At 61.6% G+C, this 24,257-nt stretch carries 21 protein-coding genes and 1 pseudogene; 11 read left to right on the top strand and 11 right to left on the bottom strand.

The genetic code is table 11. From position 1 onward, the window contains the following. Positions 1-93 precede the first annotated feature (93 nt). Genes BLT92_RS17805 through BLT92_RS17815 form a run of 3 tightly spaced genes read left to right on the top strand, consistent with a single transcriptional unit; the run spans position 94 to position 2,955 of the window. Positions 94-1,398 carry an MFS transporter gene (locus BLT92_RS17805; RefSeq protein ID WP_092107757.1) on the top strand — a complete coding sequence of 435 codons (1,305 nt, stop codon included), beginning with the start codon at positions 94-96 and terminating at the stop codon, positions 1,396-1,398. 55 nt (positions 1,399-1,453) lie between these two features. Continuing rightward, the gene (locus BLT92_RS17810; protein WP_092107759.1) at positions 1,454-2,446 is read left to right on the top strand and encodes a dipeptidase; all 993 of its coding nucleotides are present in this window, start codon (positions 1,454-1,456) and stop codon (positions 2,444-2,446) included. After that, complete coding sequence (locus BLT92_RS17815; RefSeq protein ID WP_092107761.1) at positions 2,443-2,955, top strand: DUF5943 domain-containing protein; 513 nt, start codon at positions 2,443-2,445, stop codon at positions 2,953-2,955. The genes BLT92_RS17810 and BLT92_RS17815 overlap by 4 nt, the downstream gene beginning before the upstream one ends. 24 nt (positions 2,956-2,979) lie before the next feature. On the opposite strand, the gene BLT92_RS17820 is transcribed toward BLT92_RS17815, so the two are convergent. Beyond that, positions 2,980-3,708 (bottom strand): GntR family transcriptional regulator, encoded by a 729-nt coding sequence (locus BLT92_RS17820; protein ID WP_092107763.1) that lies wholly within the window; start codon positions 3,706-3,708, stop codon positions 2,980-2,982. A 1,878-nt stretch (positions 3,709-5,586) separates the two neighbouring features. Here BLT92_RS17820 and BLT92_RS17830 point away from each other — a divergent pair. Continuing rightward, complete coding sequence (locus BLT92_RS17830; protein WP_092107767.1) at positions 5,587-6,789, top strand: IS110 family RNA-guided transposase; 1,203 nt, start codon at positions 5,587-5,589, stop codon at positions 6,787-6,789. A 164-nt stretch (positions 6,790-6,953) separates the two neighbouring features. On the opposite strand, the gene BLT92_RS17835 is transcribed toward BLT92_RS17830, so the two are convergent. The 3 genes from BLT92_RS17835 to BLT92_RS17845 all read right to left on the bottom strand — a co-directional run bounded on the left by BLT92_RS17835 (position 6,954) and on the right by BLT92_RS17845 (position 10,032). Next, complete coding sequence (locus BLT92_RS17835) at positions 6,954-7,730, bottom strand: hypothetical protein (RefSeq protein WP_092107769.1); 777 nt, start codon at positions 7,728-7,730, stop codon at positions 6,954-6,956. 636 nt (positions 7,731-8,366) lie between these two features. Continuing rightward, entirely contained in the window at positions 8,367-8,609 is a 243-nt protein-coding gene (locus BLT92_RS17840) for a hypothetical protein (protein ID WP_092107771.1), read from the bottom strand. Between the two features lie 502 nt (positions 8,610-9,111). Then, positions 9,112-10,032: a LysR family transcriptional regulator gene (locus BLT92_RS17845; RefSeq protein ID WP_092107773.1), complete on the bottom strand. Its 921-nt coding sequence runs from the start codon at positions 10,030-10,032 to the stop codon at positions 9,112-9,114. 121 nt (positions 10,033-10,153) lie between these two features. On the opposite strand from BLT92_RS17845, the gene dnaE reads away from it, so the two are divergent. The 4 genes and pseudogenes from dnaE (at position 10,154) to BLT92_RS17865 (ending at position 15,689) form a co-directional block, all read left to right on the top strand. Then, positions 10,154-13,666 (top strand): DNA polymerase III subunit alpha, encoded by a 3,513-nt coding sequence (dnaE, locus tag BLT92_RS17850; protein ID WP_092107775.1) that lies wholly within the window; start codon positions 10,154-10,156, stop codon positions 13,664-13,666. Positions 13,667-13,873: 207 nt separating this feature from the next. Beyond that, positions 13,874-14,254, top strand: a complete 381-nt coding sequence (locus BLT92_RS17855; protein ID WP_092107777.1) for a hypothetical protein — start codon at positions 13,874-13,876, stop codon at positions 14,252-14,254. Further along, positions 14,251-14,688 (top strand): MarR family winged helix-turn-helix transcriptional regulator, encoded by a 438-nt coding sequence (locus BLT92_RS17860; protein WP_092107779.1) that lies wholly within the window; start codon positions 14,251-14,253, stop codon positions 14,686-14,688. The genes BLT92_RS17855 and BLT92_RS17860 overlap by 4 nt, the downstream gene beginning before the upstream one ends. Next, positions 14,685-15,689, top strand: a pseudogene (locus tag BLT92_RS17865) (IS481 family transposase). The gene BLT92_RS17860 and the pseudogene BLT92_RS17865 overlap by 4 nt, the downstream one beginning before the upstream one ends. A gap of 97 nt (positions 15,690-15,786) precedes the next feature. Here the strand turns inward: BLT92_RS17865 and BLT92_RS17870 are convergent. After that, complete coding sequence (locus tag BLT92_RS17870) at positions 15,787-16,161, bottom strand: ArsR/SmtB family transcription factor (protein ID WP_092107781.1); 375 nt, start codon at positions 16,159-16,161, stop codon at positions 15,787-15,789. A gap of 375 nt (positions 16,162-16,536) precedes the next feature. On the opposite strand from BLT92_RS17870, the gene BLT92_RS17875 reads away from it, so the two are divergent. Continuing rightward, entirely contained in the window at positions 16,537-18,051 is a 1,515-nt protein-coding gene (locus BLT92_RS17875) for an MFS transporter (protein WP_197679635.1), read from the top strand. Positions 18,052-18,192: 141 nt separating this feature from the next. Here BLT92_RS17875 and BLT92_RS17880 read toward each other — a convergent pair whose 3' ends face one another. Both BLT92_RS17880 and BLT92_RS17885 read right to left on the bottom strand, forming a co-directional pair. Continuing rightward, on the bottom strand, positions 18,193-19,554 hold the full coding sequence (locus tag BLT92_RS17880; protein WP_092107783.1) for a hypothetical protein: 1,362 nt from the start codon (positions 19,552-19,554) through the stop codon (positions 18,193-18,195). 639 nt (positions 19,555-20,193) lie between these two features. Next, positions 20,194-20,532, bottom strand: a complete 339-nt coding sequence (locus BLT92_RS17885) for a winged helix-turn-helix transcriptional regulator (RefSeq protein WP_092107785.1) — start codon at positions 20,530-20,532, stop codon at positions 20,194-20,196. Between the two features lie 110 nt (positions 20,533-20,642). Between BLT92_RS17885 and BLT92_RS17890 the strand changes: the two genes are divergently transcribed. Continuing rightward, on the top strand, positions 20,643-20,864 hold the full coding sequence (locus tag BLT92_RS17890) for a 2-hydroxymuconate tautomerase (protein WP_092107787.1): 222 nt from the start codon (positions 20,643-20,645) through the stop codon (positions 20,862-20,864). A 10-nt stretch (positions 20,865-20,874) separates the two neighbouring features. Here BLT92_RS17890 and BLT92_RS17895 read toward each other — a convergent pair whose 3' ends face one another. After that, the gene (locus tag BLT92_RS17895) at positions 20,875-21,465 is read right to left on the bottom strand and encodes a dihydrofolate reductase family protein (protein WP_092107789.1); all 591 of its coding nucleotides are present in this window, start codon (positions 21,463-21,465) and stop codon (positions 20,875-20,877) included. Positions 21,466-21,669: 204 nt separating this feature from the next. Next, the gene (locus tag BLT92_RS17900; RefSeq protein ID WP_157691491.1) at positions 21,670-22,848 is read right to left on the bottom strand and encodes an MFS transporter; all 1,179 of its coding nucleotides are present in this window, start codon (positions 22,846-22,848) and stop codon (positions 21,670-21,672) included. 70 nt (positions 22,849-22,918) lie between these two features. Here BLT92_RS17900 and BLT92_RS17905 point away from each other — a divergent pair, with 70 nt between their 5' ends. Then, a complete protein-coding gene (locus tag BLT92_RS17905; RefSeq protein ID WP_092107793.1) occupies positions 22,919-23,491 on the top strand; it encodes a TetR/AcrR family transcriptional regulator in 573 nt (190 codons plus the stop codon). Between the two features lie 111 nt (positions 23,492-23,602). Here BLT92_RS17905 and BLT92_RS17910 read toward each other — a convergent pair whose 3' ends face one another. Both BLT92_RS17910 and BLT92_RS17915 read right to left on the bottom strand, forming a co-directional pair. Beyond that, positions 23,603-23,788, bottom strand: coding sequence for a hypothetical protein (locus BLT92_RS17910; RefSeq protein ID WP_092107795.1), 186 nt, complete (start codon positions 23,786-23,788; stop codon positions 23,603-23,605). Next, a complete protein-coding gene (locus BLT92_RS17915) occupies positions 23,772-24,254 on the bottom strand; it encodes a DNA glycosylase AlkZ-like family protein (RefSeq protein ID WP_231939172.1) in 483 nt (160 codons plus the stop codon). Before BLT92_RS17915 ends, BLT92_RS17910 begins: the two co-directional genes overlap by 17 nt. Positions 24,255-24,257 lie beyond the last annotated feature (3 nt).

A 24,257-nucleotide genomic window follows, 5' to 3' on the forward strand; every position in this document is an offset into this window, starting at 1 on the left:
AATCTCAAAATGAAGGCGCTCCGAGCAACCAGGCCCAGTAGGACACAACAACGAAGATTTTCTGCAAGCGACGGACGCCCAGAGGAGAGAATCATGTCGACTACAAACACGCCCAGTCTCGAACTTGGAACTGATGCGAAAACGCTGCGCAAGGTCGTTGTTGCCGCGTCGATCGGTAACTTCATCGAATGGTACGACTTTGCGGTGTATGGATACCTAGCCGTCGTTCTTTCGGCTCACTTCTTCCCAGGCGACGACCCCGCAGCGTCACTGTTAGAAACATTTGCTGTATTCGCAGTGGCGTTCGCCCTACGCCCGATCGGAGGGATCTTCTTCGGGCGACTCGGTGACAGAATTGGTCGAAAGAGAACACTTGCGATCACGATTCTGTTGATCTCGGGATCCACTGCGGCTATCGGTGCCCTTCCAACCCACGAGTCAATAGGTGTCTGGGCTCCCGTGCTGCTCGTGATTGCTCGTTGTATTCAAGGATTCTCCGCAGGCGGCGAATACGCCGGAGCCTGCGCCTATGTGCTCGAGCACGCACCCAGAGAGAAGAAGGCGACCTACGCCAGTTGGGTGCCGGTGAGCACCTTCCTCTCATTTGCCTTCGCCGCAGGGTTTACGTTCATGCTCTCGCTACTGCTGGGCGGCACCGTCATGGATGATTGGGGCTGGCGAATCCCGTTTCTATTGTCTGTGCCTCTTGGTCTGTGTGGCTTCTACATGCGATTTCGACTCGACGAGACCCCGCTGTTCGACGAGATCGAAGACGAAGATGTCGCTTCGACGCCGTTTAGGGAGACTCTTCGCGAGCATGGCCGCACGATCCTGCTCTTCGCTGGCTTTATCGCGGCCACTGCGCTCTCCTTCTACATTTTCACTACCTATATGTCGACGTTCCTCCAGGTGGTTGGCGGGCTCGACTCGACGTCGGCACTGCTCAGCACATTCGTCTGCCAGATCCTTGCAGCGTGTCTTTGTCCTTTCGCGGGTCGAATTTCAGATCGGATAGGTCGAAAGAAGACGACCATGACAGCGTGCATCCTGCTGCTGGCGGGAACATTCCCCGCCTTCGCTCTCGGAAGTACTGGCAGCATGACGCTGGGAATCATCGGCCAGCTTCTCCTCGGCAGTGGGGCTGTACTGACTGGAGTCGTGACAGCAGTGCTTATGTCCGAACTCTTCCCGACACGAGTGCGTTACACAGCTTCGGCTGTTACCTACAACTTGGCCTACACGATCTTCGGCGGGACTGCTCCATTCATCGCGACCTGGCTCATCACCGCGACTGGAAACAATCTCTCACCGGCCATATACCTTCTTGCCATCAGCATCATGGCACTGGTGACGGCATCTCGACTACCGGAGACATCGAAGAGATCACTCGACTTCTGATCGGCGTCTACCTTTATCTCACCTATTCAACCAAGCCTCAGAAAGGGGAAGTGCTATGGCACTGAACAATACGACTGCGTTTCACGACGAAATCGTCGTAGTTGACGGACTCATCATCGCTAAATGGGATCGAGAGCTCTTTGTCGACATGCGAAAAGGAGGACTGACCGCAGCCAACTGCACCGTATCGGTCTGGGAAGGATTCCAGTCGACTGTCAACAACATCATCGAAGTGAATCAACTCATCGCCGAAAGCAGCGAATTGGTACGTCCCGTCCGCACCGTAGATGACATCCGAGCTGCAAAGGAAGAGGGACGTACAGGAATTATTCTCGGTTTCCAAAACGCTCATGCTTTCGAAGATCAGCTTGGCTACATCGAAATCTTCAAACAGCTTGGCATCGGAGTCGTCCAGCTTTGCTACAACACTCAGAACCTAGTCGGCACCGGATGCTACGAGCGCGACGGCGGGCTCTCAGGGTTCGGACGCGAAGTCATCGCTGAAATGAACCGAGTCGGAATGCTCTGCGACCTCTCGCATGTCGGTGCGGTGACGTCCCGCGAGATTATTGAAGAGTCATCCAAACGAGTGTGCTACTCGCACTGCCTTCCCTACGGGCTCAAGGCCCACCCCCGGAACAAAACAGACGAAGAGCTGAAGTTCATCGCCGATCACGGAGGGTTCGTGGGAGTAACAATGTTTACCCCATTCCTGGCGAAGGGAACACAAGCGACGATCGACGACTATGCCGAAGGCATCGAATACATTATGAACATCGTGGGGGAGGACTCCGTCGGCATTGGCACCGATTTCACCCAAGGCCAGGACCAGGCGTTCTTCGAGTGGCTCACCCATGACAAGGGATACGCCCGCGAGCTCACTCAATTTGGGGAGATCGTCAATCCCGAGGGAATCAGAACCATTGGAGAATTCCCCAACTTGACCGAGACCTTGCTGCGACGAGGCCATTCGGAGGATCGAGTACGTAAGATCATGGGAGAGAACTGGTTACAACTACTAGGCGACGTCTGGGGCACGGCCTCATGACACAGGCACCACAGGTCCCGATCGAAGTCGATGAGGAGACTGGACGCTGGAGCACAGATGGTTTGCCGATGGTCTATGTGCCGGTCCACTTTTTCCTCAACAATCACCGCGCAATCGAAAGCGAAATCGGTGTTGAGCGTTACGCGCAGATTCTCTACACCGCCGGATACGAGTCAGCCTGGACATGGTGTGAGGCTGAGGCAAGTACGCACGGGCTCGTCGGCGAGGATATTTTCCGTCACTACCTTGACCGTCTCTCTAAGCGTGGATGGGCGAAGTTCACCGTTCGACACCTGGATCCCGTAGAACTTCGAGCGACAATCGAGGTACGCAACTCGATTTTCGCTGACGATAGTCAAGAAGAGTCGCAGGACTACATGTTCACAGGTTGGTTCGCCGGCGCAATGGACCAGATCACCGGCAAGCGAGGACTAGCCATGTGCCGACAGGTCCGTGGAGAAACTCAAGAGGCCGAAGGCCTGTTCGAAGTGTCACGCCGCGTTCAGTAACCGGCACCTATGGACATCCTGTCGTCAGTCCAAGCGGGCCGACGACAGGATATCTCCTCCTAGATTCACATCATTGACGGTTTCCATCTTCATGAATGCCATGATGCGATCACGGAACAGCAGAACGTGCCGGCCTGCGATCTCTTCGGCAAGATCTGGGTCACGGGCCTCATACGCCGCGATGAGTTCGTGATGATCGCCTTGGACCTTGGAAAAATGGTCCCGGAGTAGATCCCACGATGTCCGGCCACCAAAAGCGAGGAACCCAATTCGCTGACCGTGATCGTGAATCGACAGTGCAAGGCTCTCCAAGAACGAATTCTTCGATGCAGTTGCTTCCAACCGATGAAGGTGGGCGTTCGTGGACGCGACAGCGGCAGGATCCTCATCCCAGATCGCCCTGACTACCGCCTGCTCCGCCGTCTTCATTTCGTCGAGATTCTCCCTCGTCGCCCTGACAGCTACGAGGCGCGCGATGGCACGCGCGGTGACCATATGTGCTTCGAACAGGTTCGACACACTGACCAGGTCCATAGGCCGAACGAAGAATCCGCTCTTGCCGCTATCGGAAAGAATGAGACCTTCCGTCGACAGACGGAAGAGGGCCTCACGCACCGGAGTCCTGCTGACACCAAGCTCCTTGCTGATGCTAATGTCATCGATCGGCATACCCGGCTCTAGCTCGAGCACCATGATTCGATGTTTAATGTCCGCATATGCAGTCTCCATTATCGAACGAGGACGACCAGCCATAGAAATGTGCTCCTTGAAAATCGGTACCTGCCAATTCTATCTGGCAAGACGAAGACTGGAGGCCGCCCAAAGCTATGAGTCTTTCATCTACTTAGGAATGGGTAAGGCTTTGAAAGTGGAGCGTGCATGCGATGGCGGAGCGAAGTTTGGACTCATCGGTGCGGCGTGCCGACATATGAATACTGATGAAAACGCAATAACATAGGTGCACATGTCTTCCAGCTGGTTCTCGTGCATGAAGTGAGTGAGCAGTTGTGGCTGTGCGAAATGAGGGCAATGTGCCCTCGCAGGTGAGATGCAAAAGAGTGGAAGGAAGCCCAAGGCCGATAGCCACTCAGAATCTCTACTCCTGATCGTCTTCGTAGATTCGCCGGAATTCTTCGTCAACTTCATCCACGGAGCGGGCACTGCCGGTAGGGCCTATGGCGTCTGCCATGCCCGAGATCCTGCCAGTCATTCGAAGATGTTCTTCTGGATTCAACGTTCACCTCTTTATTCGTAGTTCACAACAGTATGGAACATCGACGAGCGCGATTGCTACGTATGTACGATCGGCTGGCAACCAAACACGATCTTGCGAAATACCCGTATCGAAAGCGCCAAATTTTCACTCGGTTACAATAGAGGCAGGCACAGGGAGGTCTGTGGCCACATGCTTTCGCAGGCGTCAGCATGAATTCACTTAGCTCGTGTCGCGGCATTCACCGTTTGGCACCTGACGAAAGTAGTCACCTTTATGAAGACCGCTCAGTATCCCTGCCCTAAATGTAAGAGCCCACTCATTGATGAAGCACCAGTTTCCGGTTTCGGATCGAGGGAAACGATCACCTCGAAGTTGCACTGCGAAGCACGGTGCGGTGTGACTGAGAAAGAGCTGCTGACTGTTCGCAGGATTATGGCCGGCAAGATGTGATCGGTTACGACGAAAGGCCCCCAACACTCAGTGTGAGCTGAGTGGTGGGGGCCGTGTCGTGACCGTGGGGCTAGACCCTCGGGTAACGTGCATGGTCTCGAAGATGAGGACAGAATGAGCGTGTGCGCCGTCGTGTGGTGCGACCGTGCTCTAGTGGCACGGGGTCTCTGCAAGCGGTGCTACGCGCGGTACAAGCGTGGGGTGAGTCCAGAAACGACTCGACGGTACACAACGCGAGAGACCAAAGAACGCGTGCGTGACGATGTGACTGAGCGTCGAGTGGCTGGTGAAAGCATCGCCGACGTTGCCCTGTCGACCGGTGTGAACGAGTCAACTTTGGGGAAGTGGTTCCGGGAATGGGGGTCAAGCCTGCGGTAGGGAAGTTCGGGCGGTCTTTAGCGACGAATCAGTGGCGGCCTTGGACTCGCGAATACGCGGTGACTGCGTACACGTGCTCAGATTTATCAATCGCGGAACGTGCCCAGATCCTGGGTCGGTCGTACACGGCTGTCGCTGGGTTTATCCGCGACTACCGGCAGCGACAGCGCGACCCTTACGGGATCAAGTAGAGGGGACTGGCTACCCAATGACCGTAGCGGGATGGTTCGTCTGAAACAGTGGCATTACCGTGATCTGTGCTTCTCTCAATTTTTCCTTGTGGGACCTGCGATTTTCGATACCCCCGTTACCTTTTAAGTAGCCTCACAATCCGTCAGGATAGAAGGGGTCGCTGGCCTAAGATTCCCGGCATGATTCATGCCCCCAGCCATTCATGGTCCGGGGGGTGTTGTCACCGGGAGTCGAAGGCACCAGGGAAATCGCTAATAGGGGCCAGAACCACTGGCAGAACACATGCCTTGAGCCCGACCGTAACGTGGATGCCGAACCCCGGAGCCACACCTAACACCACCGGCCAGCCGAACCACTCATAACCGCAGTCACACCAGTCGAAGAAGATGAGTGACATGATCACCAACCACGCTGAGATCGACGTATTCATCGGCATCGATGTCGGCAAACACGACCACCACGCCGTGGCTCTGGCCAGGGACGGCACCCAAATCCTGTCGAAGGCCCTGCCCCAGAACGAGGGGAAGCTCCGGGGCCTGCTCGGCAAGCTGCGTACCCACGGGACACTCCTCGTCGTCGTGGACCAGCCCGCCACGATCGGAGCACTGCCCGTCGCTGTTGCACAAGCGGCCGGCATCACTGTGGGCTACCTGCCCGGGTTAGCGATGCGTCGCATCGCTGACCTGCATCCAGGAGAGGCGAAGACTGATGCCAGGGATGCTGCGATCATCGCCGAAGCTGCTCGGACCATGCCGCATACCTTGCGGGGGATTCGGGTCAGTGATGAAAACGTCGCAGAGCTTTCCATGTTGTGCGGTTACGACGACGATCTCGCGAAACTGGCCACGGCAACATCGAACAGGATTCGTGGTCTGCTGACACAGATCCATCCCGGACTGGAGGCTGTCATCGGTGCTCACTTGGACCATCCTGCGATGACGGCGCTGCTGGTGAAGTATCCGACTCCGAAGGCTTTACGTCGGGCCGGTAAACGCCGGGTTGAGACACTGCTGGCCAAACACGCACCCAGAGCGTGGAAACGCTGGGCGACAGCGATTTTCACCGCCTTGGAAGAGCAGACTGTGGTGGTCGCGGGCACCGATGCGGCAGGGATCGTCCTACCGCAACTGGCCACAGCTTTGGCTCAGACGAGGTCGTCGCGGGACGAGGTCTTTGCACGGATCGAGGAGTTGGTGGAATCGCATCCTCTTTTCGAGCTCCTGACGTCGATGCCGGCAGTCGGCGTCAGGACAGCGGCGAGAATCCTGACCGAGGTCGTGGGCAAGGACTTCGCCACCGCCGGGCACTTGGCCTCTTACGCCGGTTTGGCACCGGTGACGTGGAGATCGGGGACGTCGATCCGTGGTGATCATTCGTCCCGCCGGGGCAACAAAGTGCTCAAACGGGCGCTATTCCTATCGGCATTCGCAGCGTTGAAAGACCCGTTGTCGAGGACGTATTACGACCGGAAACGCGCCCAGGGCAAGAAGCATAACCAGGCCCTGATCGCGTTGGGTCGTCGACGCTGCAACGTGTTGTTCGCGATGCTGTGTGACGGTGCCTATTTCCACGTACCGATGGAGGCCACCGCCGCGTAGACAGGTTCACAAGCGCCCACGTCCAGTCCGAGACTCCGGTCCCGGACCAATCAGTACTGCCCAGCATCAGCCGGCAAGACTATTCGAAGAAGCCCCCGTCACCCCTTGACGAAAACCATAGGGGCACCCCCCCGGCTTCCGACGCCCTCTGAGTCCTTCCATGTTCATCGCTCGATGTGAGGGAATGGCATCCATGTCCACGTCTTGTCCTGGCATCGCAAGTATCGATGCCAGAAGTTGGACCAAACCCAAATTGCGTCCACGCCGGAGAATCCCTTAGGCACTACCGAAGGGGCATTGAAGTCGTCGGTGAAATATCGCGCGGGGAGAGCCTCGTCGACGGCAACGAGGAATAAATGCCGCTCCGAGACTGCTGGATCTTTCTTCAGCTTCTCGATGTGCGAACCCATGTGCGGCTGTTGGTGCCAGGATTCTACGACCTGTCCGAAGTCCTGGGCTGCCGCGTCCATGAACTCTGCTCGTGTGCTCTGGTACAGCCTGATGCCAGGCCTGAAGTGTGTGCGTCGAAGGTTCCCGATGTTGTCAGCAAGAAACTGGATCAGCCCCTGTTCGTCGGCCAGGACTTCAGCTGGCAATTCTGCGGGGCTATCAACGGACCACTGGTCGCAGAGTTCCACCGCTCTGAGGGCGACACGGCGCGTCTGTTTGTACGGAAAGTTCACTCTGCTAGTCCGGAACTCCCATGATGTTGCTGCAGGCCAGAGCCATCCCTCTTTCGACGCTAAGCCCTGCCAAGCGATGGATTCTGCTTCGACAATTAATGTGACCTCGAGGGCACCGAGGCGACCATCAGGCCAGTCAAGTAGGAAATCGACCGCTGATTGGCGACCGTTCGTATCGTAGGGAATCGCTTTGGTTCCAGTCGCGTGGCCGACGAGGTGGGCCGCAATCTGCTCGGCTCGATTTGAAAGCTCGGTCATGCATTCAAGCTTCGCACACCGTCGTCCGTTGGTATGTAACGTGGCAGAGGTCTTCCGATTGGCTCCAAATGGCTCTCAGGCATCATCGCGACATAGGGATGATGACCGCTGGCAGGGCTCGCAATGACTTAGAGGTCAGCCACTTGATCAGGTGAAGCCAGACAGAGTACGCGGGTCCGTTGCTAACTAGTGACTACTAGTGGCGGTCACGGAAGATGCCTCTTCCAGAACGAATCGCTTGTGCAGGATGCGGGCCAAGGTCTATTTCGGCCGGCCTGCGGATTGGGGGAATAGATACCGCAACCGAAGCATGTCAACGGAGGTGCTTCACCAACTGCAGGGTAGTGCCCAATAGTGTCTAACAAAGTACCTCTGACCAGGAGTTTTGCGCCTCCAATGGAAGCAGCATTGACGCCGGAACGGTGAAACGGCACCAAAAGAAGCTATCGAAGCATGTAACAGTACGTGCTGCGGCAACTTGCCGGTAGTTGAGCCGATCGGCTCAGACACGAGACGATCTGGACGCTGACGCGGACGGCCGCATGTAGCTCCAGCCTCTCACGCATGCGCCCCGTCAGGCTTCGGCCTGGCAGGGCGCATGCGTCTTCTGTATATGGCTCAGTCGAGGTGTAGACGTCAGGACGGGGCATCGGCCCAGTCTTGAGGGATTCCCATGCCGCGCAGGTTCACCGGGAGTCGGGAATCGATCAGTCCGTGGAGCCGTCGCGACCAGCCGCTACTGGGGGAGATCGTCTCCAGAGCCGTCTGCAGGGATACGAGGAGGGGTAGAGCCACTTCCTCGATTTCTCCGGCAGCGCATCGTCTCCCTCGAGCCAGGACACGGTGGGCGAGGTGGTCAACGAGTTCGTCCAGCGCCATGGGCGGCTTGTCGTAGTGAAGGGTCCCCCGCGGACGAGGTGGGCGAGTCGAGCGTCGTGGCGAGTCATTGGCCCACCTCGTGGACATGGGCAGAGAAAATCCCCCAAGTGCGCATCTCGGAGAGGCGTGGGGGATGTAGTGATTTCAGTCTAGCACGGGCTGGCCCGGTCCGAACTACGATCTATGAGGCGCAGATCGGTTCGCATGGCGCGTTGATCGTGATTGTGCTCAATCGAAGGGTTGTGACGAGGCCGAGTCTTATAGACATCAGTTCCGCAACGGCGGTGTACTCCCCGCGATTAGAATTAGCCCCGCCTTGCAGCGGGCTGATCGTGATGGCACGACCATAGCGCGAAGAGGAGGTGACAGATCGTTCGTCCCGACTCCGGGTGGTGAGGACGGTCGCACTTCTGACACCGAGTGACTTTGACGTACAGCGAACGGAGACGTTGCGGGGCGACAGCTCGACGGCACAGGCGCGGTGGATGCTTCTGTCGTGAGGCTAGGGAAGCCAGGTTGTGCCCGCAGAAGTGCTCTCCAGACTCTTGAAGTAGTTGAGTAGCCCCGGGATCGCGGGATGTGCGTTGTCCTTGCGGTACACGAGCGAGTAGGGGTAGATCGGAGCTGGATCCCTCAGCGGGATTCGGCGAAGGTCGAAATGCGTCGGCCAGAGGTAGCGATCCCTGTCGCCCACGAACGTCATCAGGGACTTCGAGTCAGCGATCTCCTCGAGCAAGGCCTCGTCGCCGAAATGCGGGCCAACGCCATCGATACTGAGATCGAAATCGGCAGCGAGCCTGTCGTAGTAGTGAGCCCATTCGGTTCCTGGCAGGATCCCTGGGATCCAGATGCGATGGGCCCGCAGGTCATGAGGTGCCAGCGACTTGGCGGAGGCAAGCGGATGATGTGGGCCGACGAGTACCTCCATTCGTGATTCGAAGACCCGGGGTGCAGCGATGTCAGTCCACTGGTCCGGCGATTCGTGCAGGACCGCGCGGAAAGAGGCATCGATGGTGCCTGCGCGAATCGCGTCGATCGCGTGGATGACGCTGGCCGTGCCAAGGGTTACGACGTCGAGCAGCATGTGGGGGTTGCTCCGGTGGAACTCGCGCATCAGCACTGAGGGCGCGATCCTTCGGTGGAGGACGTCGACCCGCAGCGCCCGACGTCCGGGATGGACCGAGTCGACAGCGCGTTCCGCAACCTGAACCAGCTCCCGAGCGTGCGGAAGGAACGCCTGTCCGTCGACGCTGAGCTGCGCTCCTCGCGGCGTGCGGGCGAAGACGCGGACTCCGAGCTCCGACTCCAGCCGGGAGACGCGCTTCGAGATCGCCTGTTGGGTGACCCCCAGCTCGGCCGCCGCCTCTTGGAACTGCCCGAACTCGGCGACGGCGAGGAACGTCTTCACTGTTTCCACATCCATGCCGCCACTCTACGGGGTACAACGTCTGGTTGTGGCGCACCGATGTCCACGTTGTTGGATGCACGTCTGTATGCACTGTTGAACTGGACCGGTCAACCACGCGTTGTTCGGAAGGACGCAGATGCCAACAGAAGAGTTTGTCCATCTCCACGTGCACAGCGAGTACTCCATGCTCGATGGGGCCGCCCACATCGGTCCGCTCGTGGACGAAGCCGCCCGTCAGGGCATGCCCGCGGTCGCCGTGACAGACCACGGGAACGTCTTCGGGGCGTTCGAGTTCTGGCGGACCGCGAAGGACGCTGGTATCAAGCCGATCATCGGGACCGAGGCGTATCTGACCCCAGGCACTCACCGCTCGGAGCGTACCCGTGTCCGCTGGGGTGACGGATCTCGAGACGACGTGTCGGGGGCCGGGGCGTACACGCACTTGACGATGCTCGCGGAGACGACCGGGGGCATGCACAACCTCTTCCGGCTCTCATCGTTGGCCTCGATGGAGGGGCAGTACTTCAAGCCGAGGATGGACCGCGAGCTCCTGAGCACTTACGGACGGGGCCTCATCGCGACGACCGGCTGCCCCTCCAGCGAGGTCCAGACGCGTCTTCGTCTCGGACAGTACGACGAGGCCCGGCAGGCGGCGGCGGACTTCCGCGACATCTTCGGGGCGGAGAACTACTTCTGCGAACTCATGGATCACGGCCTGGGAATCGAGAAGCGTGTGATGGGCGACCTCATCAGAATCGCGAAAGACCTCGGCCTGCCGCTCGTGGCCACGAACGACCTGCACTACGTCGCTGCAGACGACGCGAAGAGCCACGCCGCTCTGCTGTGTGTGCAGTCCGGGTCAACCATGGACGACCCGAAACGCTTCAAGTTCGACGCCGACGAGTTCTATCTGAAATCAGCCGCGCAGATGCGGCACTTGTTCCGCGACTTCGCGGAGGCCTGCGACAACACATTGCTGATCGCCGAACGGTGCAACGTCGAGTTCGATACCTCGGCGAACTACATGCCGCGGTTCCCCGTGCGCGACGGGGAGACCGAGGAGACCTGGCTGGTCAAGGAGATCGAGCGCGGACTGAACATGCGCTACCCGGGTGGCATCAGCCAGGAGGTACGTGAGCGCGCGGAGTACGAGACCGCGATCATCCTCCAGATGGGCTTCGCCGGTTACTTCCTCGTTGTCGCCGACTTCATCCAGTGGGCCAAGAGCCAGGGCATCCGCGTCGGACCTGGACGCGGCTCCGGAGCCGGGTCGATGGTCGCCTACGCGCTGACGATTACCGGACTCGACCCGCTCGTCCACGATCTGATCTTCGAGCGGTTCCTGAACCCCGATCGCGTGTCGATGCCTGACTTTGACGTGGACTTCGACGATCGCCGCCGGGGCGAGGTCATCCAGTACGTCACCGATAAGTACGGTGACGACCGGGTCGCACAGATCGTCACCTACGGCACGATCAAGGCCAAGCAAGCACTGAAGGATTCTGCTCGCGTCCTCGGACACCCCTTCAGCATGGGGGAGAAGGTCACCAAGGCCATGCCTCCGACCGTCTCCGGCAAGGACATCCCCCTCAGCGGCATCTTCGACTCCGAGCATCCGCGCTACGCCGAAGCTCAGGACGTCCGGGCTCTCATCGAATCCGACCCCGAGGTTCGGACCGTCTACGACACCGCGACAGGGTTGGAGAACCTCAAGCGGCAGTGGGGAGTGCACGCGGCCGGGGTGATCATGTCCAGCGAGCCCCTCATGGACGTGATCCCACTGATGAAGCGGGACCAAGACGGGCAGATCATCACCCAGTTCGACTATCCGACGTGTGAGGGCCTCGGCCTGATCAAGATGGACTTCCTCGGTCTGCGGAACCTCACCATCATCAGCGACGCGCTCGACAACATCCGCACCAACCGTGGCGAGGAGATCGACCTCGAGGAGCTGCCGCTCAATGACGCCGGCGTCTTCGAGCTCATGCGCCGCGGCGACACGCTCGGGGTCATCCAGTTCGACGGCGACGCCATGCGGTCTCTACTGCGGCTCGCGCGACCTGATCACTTCGAGGACATCACCGCTGTGGGTGCCCTGTACCGGCCAGGCCCGATGGGGGCCAACTCGCACATCAACTACGCGCTGCGCAAAACCGGGCAGCAGGAGATCGTCCCCATCCACCCCGAGCTCGCCGAGCCGCTGGATGAGGTCCTGGGCAAGACGTACGGGCTGATCGTCTACCAAGAGCAGGTCATGACCATCGCTCAGGTCCTTGCGGGCTTCACGCTCGGTCAGGCCGACCTGCTGCGCCGTGCGATGGGCAAAAAGAAAAAGGCCGAGCTCGACAAGCAATTCGAGGGGTTCTCATCCGGGATGCGTACGAACGGCTACAGCGAGGAGGCGATCACGACCCTGTGGAACATCCTCCTGCCGTTCTCCGACTACGCCTTCAACAAGGCCCACTCCGCCGCCTACGGCCTCCTCAGTTACTGGACGGCCTACCTCAAGGCGCACTACCCAGCTGAGTACATGGCCGCACTGCTGACCAGTGTGGGCGAGAATCGCGACAAAATGGCGCTCTACCTCGGGGAGACCCGCAGGATGGGTATCCGCGTCCTCCCACCGGACGTCAACGAGTCGATCCGGTACTTCGCCGCCGTCGGCGAAGACATCCGCTTCGGTCTCGAGGCGATCCGCAATGTGGGCGGCAACGTGGTCGAACAGATCGTGCGCACCCGGAAAGAGCGTCCATTCGAAGAGTTTCACGACTTCCTCCGGAGAGTTCCGCAGGAGGCGACCAACAAGCGGGCGGTCGAATCGCTGATCAAGGCAGGGGCGTTCGACCAGTACGGCCATTCTCGGCGTGCACTCGTCAGCATCCACAAAGAAGCTGTCGACGCTACGACGTCCGTCAAACGGGAAGAGGCACGCGGGCAGTACGACCTGTTCGCCGGGATCGATGGCGAGGGATTCGATGATGTGTCGGCCGAGATCCCAACACTCCCTGAGTGGGGAAGGCTCGAGAAGCTCGGTCACGAGCGCGACATGCTCGGACTCTATGTCTCCGACCATCCGCTTACCGGGCTTGAGCAGCAGCTCTCGAAGCGATCGACCCATGCAATCGAGCAGCTACTGGGCGAGAAGCCGCCCAAGGACGGTCAACGCATCACCGTGGCGGGTCTGATCACTCAAGTCCAGCAACGTGTTGCCAAGTCCTCTGGAAATCCTTACGCGATCGTTCGCGTTGAAGACCTGAGCGCTGATGTCACCGTCATGGTGATGGGCAAGACGCACCAGCTCTATTCATCGGCCCTCGAACAAGACGTAGTCGTCGCTGTGACCGGACGAGTGAGCGTCCGTGACGAGGGACTCAACCTCCATGCCGACGGCATCGAAGTCCTGGATGCCATGATCGACCGGCACGACCGGCCATTCACCATCCTTATTGCAGAAGACGCCACCACGGAACCACGGGTCACCGAACTCGGCGACATTCTGTCAAGGCATCCAGGAGAGACGGCGACCCATCTGAAGATGCGCAAGCCGCAGAGCATCGTCCACTTCGATCTCCCCAACCACCCGGTGTCTGTGACGAATGACCTCTATGCGGAAGTCAAGGCACTGCTGGGCGCGAACTCGATCGAGTAGCTGCCGGCCATAGGGAAATCAGCTTCCCTAGGATATCGGTCATGGGGCTCATGCTCAGGTGAGTCGAAACTTGGTGCTGCGCCTTTCACTGTGATGTCACGGCCGTGCGCCGCTGCCCCCGACGCGCCTGCTAGTTGTTGCGGGGCAGGAGGTTGATGTCGCGGCCACTCGAGCGTCGATGCATGCGAATCGCATATACTTCTGGTCATGGAACCCAACCTTGAAGAAGCGATCAACGAGTGGCATGCGAGCGTCAATGCCCGCGACCTGCAGCGATCTGAGCGTGCGGTAGGCGATCCGGTCGTCGTGCTCGGCCCGAAGGGCGCGGGCCCGATCACGCCTGCGCAGTTTGCCGAGTGGGTGGAGCGCTCGGGGATCAAGCTGGTCCCGCGGTCCTGGCACCCTGTAAGCGAGCGACTGATGGTGGTCGAGGAGGACGCGACCTGGCCCGAGAGCACGGAATCCACGCGAGTAGCGACCGTCTTCCGCGCTGCCGCCGGGAAGGTCACGGCTGCTTTCAGGCTGCCAGACCTCAAGGCCGCTCTCGAGCTGGCCTACATCTGCCGCGAGATGGCGGCAACCGAGTGACAGACCTCGGCCCGGGACAGGTCCTGTTCCATTTCGTCAGGCACTGGTCACGCCGCTCTGCCGCAGCAGACACTGGCGGTGAGCAGGGGCGGCTCGTGCTCGTGTGCGAGGCTGTCCATGCTCTGAGGCTGCGCGCCAGCCCGGCAACGGTGAACGCGATCGCGCAGGAGATCGGGATCGACCAGAGCGGCGCGTCACGGTTGATCAAGAGCGCCACCGCAGCCGGGTATCTCGTCATGGCAGCGTCCGCGACCGATGGCCGACGACGCGAAGCATCACTCACCTCTGCGGGCCGGTCGATGCTGGACCAAGCGCATCGTTGGCAGGAGGAAGTGTTCGTTGAGCTGACCACAGGCTGGAGCGACAAGAAGCGCCGCGACTTCCAACAGGCGATGACCGACCTGATGGACCGCTCATACGAGATGGACGCATGAGCCACGCCAACGCCCCGCTCAGCCTCGAGGGACGCCGCCGACTGGTCGAGCGATGTAAGACGCGTCCCATCGCCCATGTGGCCGCCGAGATGGGGATCTCGCGTGCCTGCGCATCTAAGTGGGTCAACCGATGGCGACGTCCCGGAGATGCCGGGCTGCGCGACCGCTCATCGAGCCCCCACCGGAGCCCGAACGCCACACCAGCCTGGGTCATCGAGCGGATCGAAACCTGGCGGCGTGAGCACAAGCGGTCAGCCCAACGCATCACTGACGAGCTCGACGAGCTCGAGGTCACGATCAACCGCCGAACCGTCAGCCGGCATCTGACCAGGCTCGGCCTCGCTCAACGACGGTTCATCGACCCAGAAGGGGATAACAACCGCAAGCCAGGAAAGATCTCGGCCCACTGGCTCGGCCACATGGTGCACCTCGATGTGAAGAAGGTCGGCAGGATCCCCGACGGTGGCGGCTGGTAGATCCATGGCCGCGACAGTGACCAGGCCAAGGCCGCAGGTCGCGCCAAATCAGCGGGCGCAAAGCGCGGCTACATCTACTTGCACTCCGCCGTCGACGGCTTCTCCAGGCTCTCCTGCACCGAACCGCTGAGCGACGAGAAGGGAGCCACCGCGGCGGCGTTCCTGGCCCGAGCGAAGGTCTGGTTCGCCGCACACGGCATCTTCCACATCCACCGCGTCCTCACAGACAATGGCGCGTGCTATCGCTCCGGCGACTTCGCCCGGATCGTCGGCAACTAGTCCCGGCACCAGAGGACCAAGCCATACACCCCTCGCCGCAACGGAAAGGTGGAGCGCTACCAGCGCATCCTGGCCGAGGAGCTGCTCTACGCCCGGGGCTTCGCCAGCGAGGACGCCCGCACGGCAGCGATCGCCGTCTGCAACATCCACTACAACTATCACCGGTCCCATTCAGGCGCGAGCGGCCAGCCGCCGGCGTCGCGCTTGCAGAAAGGCGTCACCAACGTCCGGCCCTCATACAGCTAACGTGAATGACATGGCCCGCAAGGCATGCGCGCGTACTGTTCGATCCGATGATCGCACTGGATATGTCTATCTCCGGCTCAGCGACCCGTCCGGCAGGTCAGCCCGCGTCTGCGCGCCAGTCGAGCACTAAGTCGACGAGCCCGGGGAAGCGGGTGTTCAGGTCCTCGAGGCGGACGCGACTGCGTCGCTCGAGGCCGTACTGGCGCTGGGTGATGACGCCGGCCTCGCGCAGTGCCTTGAAGTGATGCGTGAGTGTGGACTTGGGCCGGTCGAAGCCGAACCACCCGCAGGTCTGGTCGAAGTCCTCGGATGACAGCAGGAGCTTCTGGATGATCGTCAGCCTGAGGGGCTCGGCTAGCACACCCATGATGCGCTCGAGACGGATCTCATCCACCGCAGGCTCCGGCAGTCGCTCGGGGAGCTCGTCAGGCGGCCCCGTCTCATTGGCGTAGGTCGGCGCAAGTGTGTGCATGCCCGCAGTCTACCCGCTGTTGGAGATTCTTCGTACTGATGATAAGTTCGACTCGACTCGTACTGATACGAGTAGTTTCGAACTAGGCGGTGGAGATGAAGCGAGAAGTCGAACAACGGAATCTCAGATGGTCCGTGGCAGCAGCACTGACGGTCGTATCGGTGTTCGTGCTGTCCAACGCCTCGACGCCGCTGTACGTCGAGTGGCAGCGGGAGTGGGGCTTCTCGTCCGGGACGCTCACGATCATCTTTGCCTGCTACATGGTCGGGCTGGTGGGCACGCTCATCGTCGCCGGCGGGCTTGCCGACCGATACGGGCGGCGCGTGGTCCTCGTGCCGGCCATGGTGGCCGCGATTGCATCCGGGGGCGCTGTTCATGCTCGCCCTGGACGTCGCGTGGCTGCTGCTGGCCCGGCTGCTGGCCGGCGTCGCCGTCGGAGGAGCGGTGACGGCGGGGATGGCCGCAGTAGTCGACGTCGCGCCGTCTGCGCGCAAGAGGGCAGGCAGTCTCATCGCGTCCGCCTCCATGGTGCTCGGCGCAGGCCTCGGCCCGATGCTCTCGGAGATCACCGCGAAGACCACCCCCACACCGCAGCTGTGGACGTTCGCCGTCGTCACGGCGCTGGGCCTCGCGGCCCTGGCAGTCAGTATGCGGTTGCCGCTGGCACGGGCGGTGCAGATCGGAAGCACGGGCGAACGACTCCTTCGTTGGCCGATGCCTCCACGGGATCGTCGGCGTGAACTCCTGTGGGGCGCAGCTACCTTCGGCCCGGGCATCACAGCGACCTCCTTCGTGCTCTCGCTGGGGCCCTCGGTACTGGCTGGACCGATCGGCGTTCCGGACCCCCTGATTGCGGGGGCTGTCGCCTGCGCAATGTTCCTTCTTGCGACCGGGATCCAGTTCGCCGCGGGCAGCCTCTCCACTCGAGAGCATCTCGCACTCAGTTCCATCACCGCCGTGGTCTCGATGGGGATGCTGGGGCTCGCTGTCACCGTGACGCCATGGTGGCCGGTCTTCCTCGCCGCCGCTCTGTTCGCGGGCACCGCCCAAGGGCTGCGTCAGCTTGCCGGCCTCACGCTTATTGCCACACGGATCGTTCCCGAACGACGCGCCGAGTCCAACGCCGCGCTCAACATCTCCGGCTACGTCCCGGCTGGAGTCTTGCCGGTGGCCACCGGCTATCTCGCTGACGCCATCGGGCTCGGCAATGCCGTGATCGCGTTTGCAACGCTCCTCGGTGTCGTCGCAGTGATCGCCCTGGTCATCGTGCGCGTCAGCACGCGGGACGAATCAACAGAACGCCCACCAGCGAAAGTAGCCGACGAGACCATGCAGCCAACCACACTGGTGATCGCCGCCCACCCCGACCTGGAGAAATCACGCGTCAACGCCGCCTGGCTCCGAGCACTCGACACCGAAGAGCAGATCACCGTCCGCCCGCTGGCAGACGTCCGCGGAACCGACGGCTTCGACGCCGCAGCTGAGCAGCGGGAACTCGCCAGGCACAATCGGATCGTCCTGCAGTTCCCCTTCCGCTGGTACAGCGCCCCGCCACTGCTATCCGAATGGCTCGAAGTCGCGCTGGAACGCGGCTGGGCCTACGGGCCCGGCGGACACGCACTGGAAGGCAAAGAGCTCACCATCGCGGTGTCGACCTGGTCACGCGCCCACGACTACGTGCCAGAGGGGCGTTACGGACGAACGATGAACGAGCTCACCTCCCCGTACGCCACCACCGCCGCACGAGTCGGCATGAACTATTGCTCCGGATTCTTCGTCCACGGCGTCGGTGACCTCAGCGACACCGCGCTTGAAGACATCGCTCGCGAATACGCGTCATGGGCTGCAGGAGGGATATTCGCGTCGAGCTCGCCCGGAACGCAAGCGTAATTGGATGATGTGCAGTGGCGGTCGATGAGGGTGTCTCTTAGACATCTTCATAACGAGACGAGATCCCTGCAACGTTGCGGGAGTTTTGGTCTCATGGGTCGCCCTCGCAGCTACGACCGCCAGCGGCATCTGGCGGCGTGCTCACTCCTCGTCAGAGAACACTGACTTGAACAGGTCGGCGGCGTCGATGAGCTCCTTGGTCGGCACCGTGATCTCGCCGGTGGCCACCGTGTCGTTGCCGTCCTCGGTGAGGACCCAGGAGACCTCCACCAAGCCGGCTCCGGGATCCCTCGCGACGATCACGTAGTCGTCTTGGTCGGTGGTCCACGGATCGTTCGGACGCAACGATTCCGGGGTGAGCACGATCTCCGCGTCCTCGCCTCGGTTGCTCCAGCTCACGGGGTAGTCCCTTGGGAGGGGACGGAGCGTCGAGTAGTCGAAGCCTGGCCCGAGCGGATTCTGTCTCCGCAGCACTGGCTCGGCCGCTTTCTCGAAGTCTGCGTCGTCGGCATCGAGGTGGTCGAACAGTTCGCACCCGTGGAAGGTCAAGGTCAGGCGCGGCTTCGCGATGAAACGGTCGCGGCTGAGCACGCGGATCCCCGCTCCTAGCAGTCCCGCACCCAGGAAGTGCTCCCGGCTGCCTGCGATGTGTTCGGCCTTTTTACTCCGCCAAGCGGCCAGGGCCTTCTCGCGGTCTTCCCTCGACAGCGGTCTCGGGGTTCCGAATGCGCTCGACGCCAACTGGAGCGACGCCGGGGAGAAGGAGCTCTTCTCGTGCTGCTCCGGTTCCTTGCTGAATTGCTCTTCTCGGTAGTTCAGCAGCTGCTCCAGGACTTCCTCGACGCGGTCGACGCGATGGACGCAGCCGACCAGTTCCACCTCGAGCACGATCGGCGGCTTTCCGCCGCCGCGGGCGCGCTCGACGAGCGCGAGGACCTCTCCGGACCGTGCGGGACGGGTGTTGCTGGTGCCCCGCACGTAGATCGCTCCGTCCTCGAGGCTGTCGCGGCGGTCGTCGCCCTGATAGCTCTTGTGGCAGGGGAAGATCGACTGGCCGTCCTCGGGCGGCTGGGCGATGACGAATAGCACTTCGTTGTCGCGGCCGACTCCGATCCTCCCGAACTCGAAGGCGGGGAACTGCGGTCCGAGGTAGGGGCGGAGGCGGTCCTCGAGCTCGTGGGCCTCGGTGCCGCGAGGCACTCCGGGGGCATCGTCCTTCTGCGCACCGATCACGAGTACCGCGTAACCGCGGAAATGCCGGGCCGCCTCGTGCGGACGACGATTGGCCGCTCCCAGGAGGAACTTCACGATCTTGGCCGTGGACGTCTTGCTTCCCATGTCGAGCGGGCCCTTGACCTCGAGACAGGTTGTCTCGGCCTCGTCACCGACGGCCATCACATGATCGAGAATGCCCTGGAGAGCCCGCTCGCCGAGCGGGATGACGCTGGTGTCGAGAATGGACGCCCTGACTGAGGAGTCGGCTGGGGGCGAGAGGTCGGGCACGGAGCGATTCTCTCATTCACGCCGGCGGCCCAAGCATGCAATGGGTCCCAGGGGGCCGCCTAAAGCGTGCTCGGCACAGGTCGCCCACGCGCCCAGATCTCACTGCCGATCGTCTTGCCAAGCTCGCCGAAGCAGTCCTGGATCCCGTTCCGGTGGATGAAGAAGCATGGATCATCGGATCAAACCGAATGGAGCGGTGAGTCTGACACATGAACCGCTATCGCAGCATGTTGACCCGCCAAGATCAGCACCGAGACATGCTGCGGTAGCGGTAGGTGAACAAGTGGAAACAATCGGCGTCTGACCTGGGGTTTCAGTTTGCCGAACCTGTCTCTGAAGTGCCCAAGGGCCCGAACTGCCACTAACGAAAGCAATACAGTACGTGCTTCGCCAACTTGCCGGTAGTTGAGCCAAACTGCTCGAGTAGAAGACGATCTGGGACCTGAGACGCCCGGCCGTGTCTAGCTCCAGCGTCTCCCACATGCGCCCCGTCAGGCTTCGGCCTGACGGGGCGCATGTGTCTATCTATCTAAGGGTTCAGTCGAGGTGTCGACGCCAGAACGGGTCATCGGCTCAGTGACGAGGGATTCCCGTGCCGTGCAGGTTCATCGCGGGCCGGGAGCTGACCAGGTACAGGTGTCACCTGTGGCGGTGTCCCCATCGGTCGATCGCGGCGAACACATCGTCCAGGCTCCTTCCCTCCGCGGTGATGCGGTATGTGACCTGTGGCGGGACCGTCGGCGTGACCTCGCGTTCGACGAGGCCCGCGCTGACCAGAGACTTCAGTTCGCTGGAGAGCACCTTCTGAGAGATTCCGGCGACTCGGCGCTGCAGCTCGGCGTAGCGGTGCTCACGGTCGAGCAACTCCCACAGGATCAGCATCGTCCACTTGCCGCCGATGAGGTCGATCGCGCGCCGCACCGTCGCACCGCAGTAGCTGGTGAAGGAATCGCTTGTCGTTTCAGCCGTAGTGTCCATGTCCTACCTGTCGGTTAGTTCCTGACCTGAAAGTGCCGTCTTCCGCTCGAGCTCGGGGCGGCGCATGATCGGAGGAGATCACTAGTCGACTAACAGGAAGAATCTCGATCATGCCCATTGTCAATGTCGCCATCGTCCCTGAGCTCATGGCGGGTGAGCGTGCACCGCAGTACAAGGCTATCGCCGAAGGCATCACTGATGCCATCGCGGCCAGCACCGGTGCTCCTCCGGAGTCGGTGCACGTGCTGATCACCGAGGTCTCCGATGCCAAGTACGCGGTAGGCGGGACCATGCTCCGCGACGCGATGGGAGAGGAGTCGGCGGAGAGCTGATGCCGGGAGTTCAAGGGTGTGGTTCGCGCGTGTACGTGAGGATGACGACGCCGCTGGGCGCGACGACGCTATCGGTCAACTCGAACCGGGCGAAGTGCCCGCGTTCGTCGAACATGCGCTTGCCGGCACCGAGCACGACTGGGAAGAGCAGTAGTCGGTACTCGTCGACGAGGTCGTGCTCGGCGAGCCCACGGATCAGAGTCCCGGATCCGAGAACGACGAGGTCGCCGTCGGTGCGTTCCTTGAGGTCTGTGACGGCGGGAGCCAGATCACCCGTGACCAGTTGGGAGTTCTGCCAAGTGAGATCATCCGAGGACGACGTGACGACGTACTTCGGCATGCGGTTTATGGCTGCGATCGCCGGCTCGGATTCATCTGCTTGCGCCCATGCGCCGGCGAGGATCTCGTAGGAGCGGCGGCCCAGCAGCATGCCGGCTGCGCCGACTGTCGCATCCTGCATGAAAGCGTTGACGGCCTCCTCGCTGTACGGCGGGACCCAGCCGCCGTGCGCGAAACCGCCGTCACGATCTTCGTCGGGCGACAGCGGCGACTGGATCACTCCATCGATACTGACGAAGTTCGCGACGACTATCCGACCCATTTGTGTGCCCCCTCAAGCTCAACGACGCCGAACATTCTTCCGGTTGGGCAGCCAACGCCGACTTCGCATCTAACACTACGGAGTCTAGGTGATCTGACTGTGCCGATCTTTCCCGCGAGGATGGAGCAAAGGGTCGCGCGCGGGTTCTTCAGTCGCGCATACTCCCGATGTGACAACGAGGTGCGATGCAGACACATATCGCGTCTATGACGCTGGTCGAGAAGCGGTCCACACGAGGAACGCCCCGATGGTGAGGATGCATGCGGTAGCGATCCCGATGATGACGAACCCGCCGGGCTGCAGGAGAGCGGCGATCTGCGGTCCGATGCTGGTGCCGAGGAACATGGAGGCGGTGTACAGCGCGGTTGATGCGCCGATCGCGCCGTCGGCTCGTTGGTGAATGAGTTCGACGATGGCCGGGGCGGCTGCCGCGATTCCGCCGACGAAGATCAGGAGCGCGGCAGCCAGGACAATGACGTTCTCGCCCAGGACCGCCGCGACGGCGACCGCAGCACCGGCGACCAGCAGAGCAATAGCCGCGCGGCGGCGGGATGCCCATCGTGACAGGAAGCCAGCCAGCAGTGGAATCGCGACCACGGCAGGCAGGGCGCTGGCGCGCAGTATGAGAATCGTGCCCGGCTTGCCGGCGATGGCGGCTGGGCCGGCGAGCTCGAGGCCGGTGTAGACGATGACGAAGCTGCCCATCAAGGTCAGCGTCGCCGCGTAGAGGCCCAAGAGTGCCGGGCGGGTGAGCAATCGCGGCATTCGTGCCAGCGCGCCCAGCACACTGTCGGCCCGTTCGCCGGTATCGGGGCGCAGCCCGCGCCAGGCGACGACAGCCAGCACGGCCAGGAGCACAGCGGAGACGATGAAGATCGACTGCCATCCCCACGGCGTGAGGACCTGCGCGGCGACCTGCATCAACACTGCCGCGGCCAGGCCCGCACTGCTCAGGGCACTCAAGGCGGCCGGGCGGCGAGTCTGTGCGATCTGGTCGGCGACGTAGGCGAAGCCGGTCGGCGCGAGCGCGGCGATCGTGAATCCCTGGACGGCCCGCAAACCGATTGCCATCGGCAGGGTCTGCGCCGTTGCGACGGCTGCTGTGGAGACCGCTGCGGCGATGAGGCCGATGAGGATGACCCGTCGTGGTCCGAAGCGGTCGGCGCAGGGTCCGGCGAGGAGGAAGCCTGCGGCGAAGCTCAGGCTGAACGCTGTCGCCAGCCATGCCGCGGCTGAGGCGGACGTGCCGAGGTCGGCGGCGATCGTCGACAGCAACGGCAGGACGGTGTAGGTCTGACCGATGCCGACGATGGCCGTGCTGACCAGTATCGCGACTGTCTGGAGAACGGGTGCACTGTTCGGGGTCGAGGTGGAGGTTGTCATGCCGTCCACCATCCCAACCAACTAGTTGGGTGTCAACCAACCAGTTGGATTTTGTGGTAAGAATGGAGGCATGGCAACTCGAAACACGACCCGGGATCTATTGCTCGCCGCTGCGCGCGAGCAGTTCGCCGATCATGGCATCGCCGGGGCGCGGGTCGATGCCATCGCCGCACGGGCAGGCGTCAACAAGGAACGCATCTATGGCTACTTCGGCAATAAGGAGAAGCTGTTCGATGCTGTCGTCACAGAGGCAAAGGCCGAGCACGCCCAGGGACTCGGCCTGCCCGAAGGGGATCTCGCCGAGTATGTGGGACGACTCTACGACTTCCACCGCGACCATCCCACGCTGCGCCGACTCATGCTGTGGGAGGCGCTTTATTATGGCGACCGGCCCGTTCCAGAGGACGACGCTCGCACCCGCGCCTACGAGGCAAAGGCCGACGCTCTCGCCAAGACGCTTGGAAGAGACGCCGATGAACAGACTGCGTCCACGCTGATGACGCTCATCGGCATGGCCTGTTGGCCGCACACCATGCCGCAACTGACGCGATTCCTCCTGCCGGACGCCACTGACGAGCACCGGCACGAGCTCGTGCGGGCACGTGTCGTCGAATTCGCGCGACAAGGACTACGCAAGGCTTGACCAGCGGGTTGATGAGACCCCGGAATACGAATCGGCTATAGGGCTCCTGAGTGGGGAGTCGTTACTCGGAGAAGCTGGGCGAGGATGGCAACGCCCAGCTTGTGTGTCGCGTCAGGCTTTCACGTGGCTGCGCAGGTGTTCAGCGGTGTGGGTCTCGCTCTGCGCGACCATCTGCTCAGGAGTTCCTTCGAAGACGACGCGGCCGCCGTCGTGCCCGGCTTCGGGGCCAATGTCGATGATCCAGTCTGCGGCGGCGATGATGTCAAGGTTTCGCTCGAGGTCACGAGACGCGCACAACGGCTATATCGCCGAATATTGCCGTCGCAGCCTTCTGCAACGAAAGTCCGTTCGGAGCGTCGGGGCCGGCCCCGTCCAACCACGTCACGCGCATTTCGGATCCAGTGATCGTCCACGTCCCGGCAAGGCGTCCACCGATCAGCACGACGTTCTTCTTCCCGGCGGACGCCATCTGCCGGATTCCTCGAGGGACAACCCATTCGTCGGCAGTTCCCGCACCGAGGATCCATGGATCCTGACCGCCAGCGAAAACGGGTTCCCCGCTTCCCGACGAGCCGACCAGGGACTCCATGTCTTCGGTACGGGCCAGCGCCATTGTCCCGTCGACGTCGATCGTTGAAACCAGGGTGCCGAGATCGGCGAGCCAACGTTCGATGTTTCTGCGGCCGGCGCTCAGTCCCTCGACGAGCCAGTAGTGCAGGCGTTCCCGTGTCGCCGGGCCAAAGGAGCGTAGATGTGCGGTGATGGC

The organism is Brevibacterium picturae (genome assembly GCF_900105045.1).
In the GTDB taxonomy this organism is placed as follows: Bacteria; Actinomycetota; Actinomycetes; order Actinomycetales; family Brevibacteriaceae; genus Brevibacterium; species Brevibacterium picturae.

Bases quoted from the DNA above. Each gene is read 5' to 3' on its own strand.
- BLT92_RS17810 (WP_092107759.1), top strand. From the start codon at position 1,454: ATGGCACTGAACAATACGACTGCGTTTCACGACGAAATCGTCGTAGTT.
- BLT92_RS17840 (WP_092107771.1), bottom strand. From the start codon at position 8,609: ATGGCGCTGGACGAACTCGTTGACCACCTCGCCCACCGTGTCCTGGCT.
- BLT92_RS17845 (WP_092107773.1), bottom strand. From the start codon at position 10,032: ATGGATGTGGAAACAGTGAAGACGTTCCTCGCCGTCGCCGAGTTCGGG.
- BLT92_RS17805 (WP_092107757.1), top strand. From the start codon at position 94: ATGTCGACTACAAACACGCCCAGTCTCGAACTTGGAACTGATGCGAAA.
- BLT92_RS17815 (WP_092107761.1), top strand. From the start codon at position 2,443: ATGACACAGGCACCACAGGTCCCGATCGAAGTCGATGAGGAGACTGGA.
- BLT92_RS17895 (WP_092107789.1), bottom strand. From the start codon at position 21,465: ATGGGTCGGATAGTCGTCGCGAACTTCGTCAGTATCGATGGAGTGATC.
- BLT92_RS17855 (WP_092107777.1), top strand. From the start codon at position 13,874: ATGGAACCCAACCTTGAAGAAGCGATCAACGAGTGGCATGCGAGCGTC.
- BLT92_RS17905 (WP_092107793.1), top strand. From the start codon at position 22,919: ATGGCAACTCGAAACACGACCCGGGATCTATTGCTCGCCGCTGCGCGC.
- BLT92_RS17885 (WP_092107785.1), bottom strand. From the start codon at position 20,532: ATGGACACTACGGCTGAAACGACAAGCGATTCCTTCACCAGCTACTGC.
- BLT92_RS17900 (WP_157691491.1), bottom strand. From the start codon at position 22,848: ATGACAACCTCCACCTCGACCCCGAACAGTGCACCCGTTCTCCAGACA.
- BLT92_RS17830 (WP_092107767.1), top strand. From the start codon at position 5,587: ATGATCACCAACCACGCTGAGATCGACGTATTCATCGGCATCGATGTC.
- BLT92_RS17890 (WP_092107787.1), top strand. From the start codon at position 20,643: ATGCCCATTGTCAATGTCGCCATCGTCCCTGAGCTCATGGCGGGTGAG.
- dnaE (WP_092107775.1), top strand. From the start codon at position 10,154: ATGCCAACAGAAGAGTTTGTCCATCTCCACGTGCACAGCGAGTACTCC.
- BLT92_RS17875 (WP_197679635.1), top strand. From the start codon at position 16,537: ATGCTCGCCCTGGACGTCGCGTGGCTGCTGCTGGCCCGGCTGCTGGCC.
- BLT92_RS17820 (WP_092107763.1), bottom strand. From the start codon at position 3,708: ATGGCTGGTCGTCCTCGTTCGATAATGGAGACTGCATATGCGGACATT.
- BLT92_RS17870 (WP_092107781.1), bottom strand. From the start codon at position 16,161: ATGCACACACTTGCGCCGACCTACGCCAATGAGACGGGGCCGCCTGAC.
- BLT92_RS17835 (WP_092107769.1), bottom strand. From the start codon at position 7,730: ATGACCGAGCTTTCAAATCGAGCCGAGCAGATTGCGGCCCACCTCGTC.